Here is a 1,432-nt window from a genome sequence, read left to right as displayed (position 1 = left end):
GGTCCGCACCGTTCTGTCGAGCTCCTTCGGCTTCGGCGGCCAGAACACTTGCCTTGTCATGGCGCGGGAACCGGTCTAAGCGACCTTTTTCAGCCAGACTGAACCGACAGGCCCCATGCGCGCATTGCAACTTATAGAGGACCGCCGTCTTGAGACGGTGGACCTGCCGCCTCCTCCACCGCCGGCACTCGGCGAAGTCACGCTGCGCATCAAGGCAGTAGCGCTGAACCATATCGACGTCTGGGGCTGGCGCGGCATGGCCTTCGCCAAGCGCAAGCTGCCGCTGGTCGTCGGCGCGGAGGCCTCCGGCGAGGTCGAGGCGGTTGGCCCCGGCGTTTCCAGCCTGCTGCCCGGACAATTGGTGTCGATCTATGGCGCGCGCACCTGCGGCCTCTGCCGAGCCTGCCGCGAAGGCCGCGACAACCTCTGCGAACATGTTTCGGGCGTGCACGGTTTCCATCTCGACGGTTTCGCGCAGGAGAAGATCAACCTGCCGGCCCGCCTGCTGGTCCCTGCCCCGCCCGGCGTGACCGACATCGGGGCGGCGGTGGCGCCCGTCACCTTCGGCACCGTCGAGCACATGCTGTTCGACAACGCCAGGCTTCAACCCGGCGAAACCATCCTTATCCATGCCGGCGGATCCGGCATCGGCTCGGCGGCCATCCAGTTGGCCAAGCGGATGGGTTGCACGATCATCACTACGGTCGGCTCCAACGACAAGATCGACAAGGCCAAGGCGCTCGGCGCCGACCATGTCATCAACTACCGCGACGACCGTTTCGAGGGCGTCGTGCGCAAGCTGACCAAGAAGAAGGGCGTCGACGTCGTCTTTGAACATGTCGGCGCCGACACATTCGCCGCCTCGATGCTGTGCCTGAAGCGTGGCGGCCGCCTGGTGACCTGCGGTTCGACCTCCGGCGTGTCGACGCAGATCAATTTGATGCAGCTGTTCCAGCAGCAATTGAAACTGCTTGGCTCCTTTGGCTGCCGCATGGAAAACATGGCCAACGCCATGCAGAAAATGGCGGCGGGACAGGTCGCACCCGTCATCGACACCGAAGTCGGCTTCGACGGTATCGACGCCGCGCTGAAGCGCATGGAAGGCCGCGACGTTTTCGGCAAGATCATCCTGCGCGTCGGCTAGAGCCTTGACCTCTGTATTCAAGAAGTTCCGCCGGGACCTCAAATTTCGTTACGGCAGGCAACTGCGCCAGCTCAATTACTGGCTGGTGGCGCGGGCAGCGATGATGATCATCTCGGTCCTGCGCCTGCTGCCGGCCGACAGTGCGCTGAATTTCGCCGACCGCGTCGCACGCCTGGTCGGCCCCCGGGTGGGACGCCATCAGGTCGCCGTCGACAATCTGCGCAAGGCCTATCCGGAAAAGAGCGAAGCCGAAATCCAGGCGATCGCCTCCGACATGTGGGGCAACAT

The 1,432-nt window shown here is 64.0% G+C and carries 1 protein-coding gene and 1 pseudogene; both read left to right on the top strand.

Annotated elements, in window-relative coordinates:
• The first annotated feature begins 115 nt into the window (after positions 1-115).
• On the top strand, positions 116-1,144 hold the full coding sequence (locus tag ENZ75_RS31715; RefSeq protein ID WP_013531222.1) for a zinc-binding dehydrogenase: 1,029 nt from the start codon (positions 116-118) through the stop codon (positions 1,142-1,144).
• Between the two features lie 4 nt (positions 1,145-1,148).
• Positions 1,149-1,432, top strand: a pseudogene (locus ENZ75_RS31710) (lipid A biosynthesis lauroyl acyltransferase); the annotation flags it as partial.

The organism is Mesorhizobium sp. M7A.F.Ca.CA.002.04.1.1 (assembly GCF_004022805.1).
GTDB lineage: Bacteria > Pseudomonadota > Alphaproteobacteria > Rhizobiales > Rhizobiaceae > Mesorhizobium > Mesorhizobium ciceri.
This window is presented reverse-complemented; position numbering and strand designations above follow the sequence as displayed.

Coding starts and splice junctions, on each gene's coding strand:
- ENZ75_RS31715 (WP_013531222.1), top strand. CDS start 116: ATGCGCGCATTGCAACTTATAGAGGACCGCCGTCTTGAGACGGTGGAC.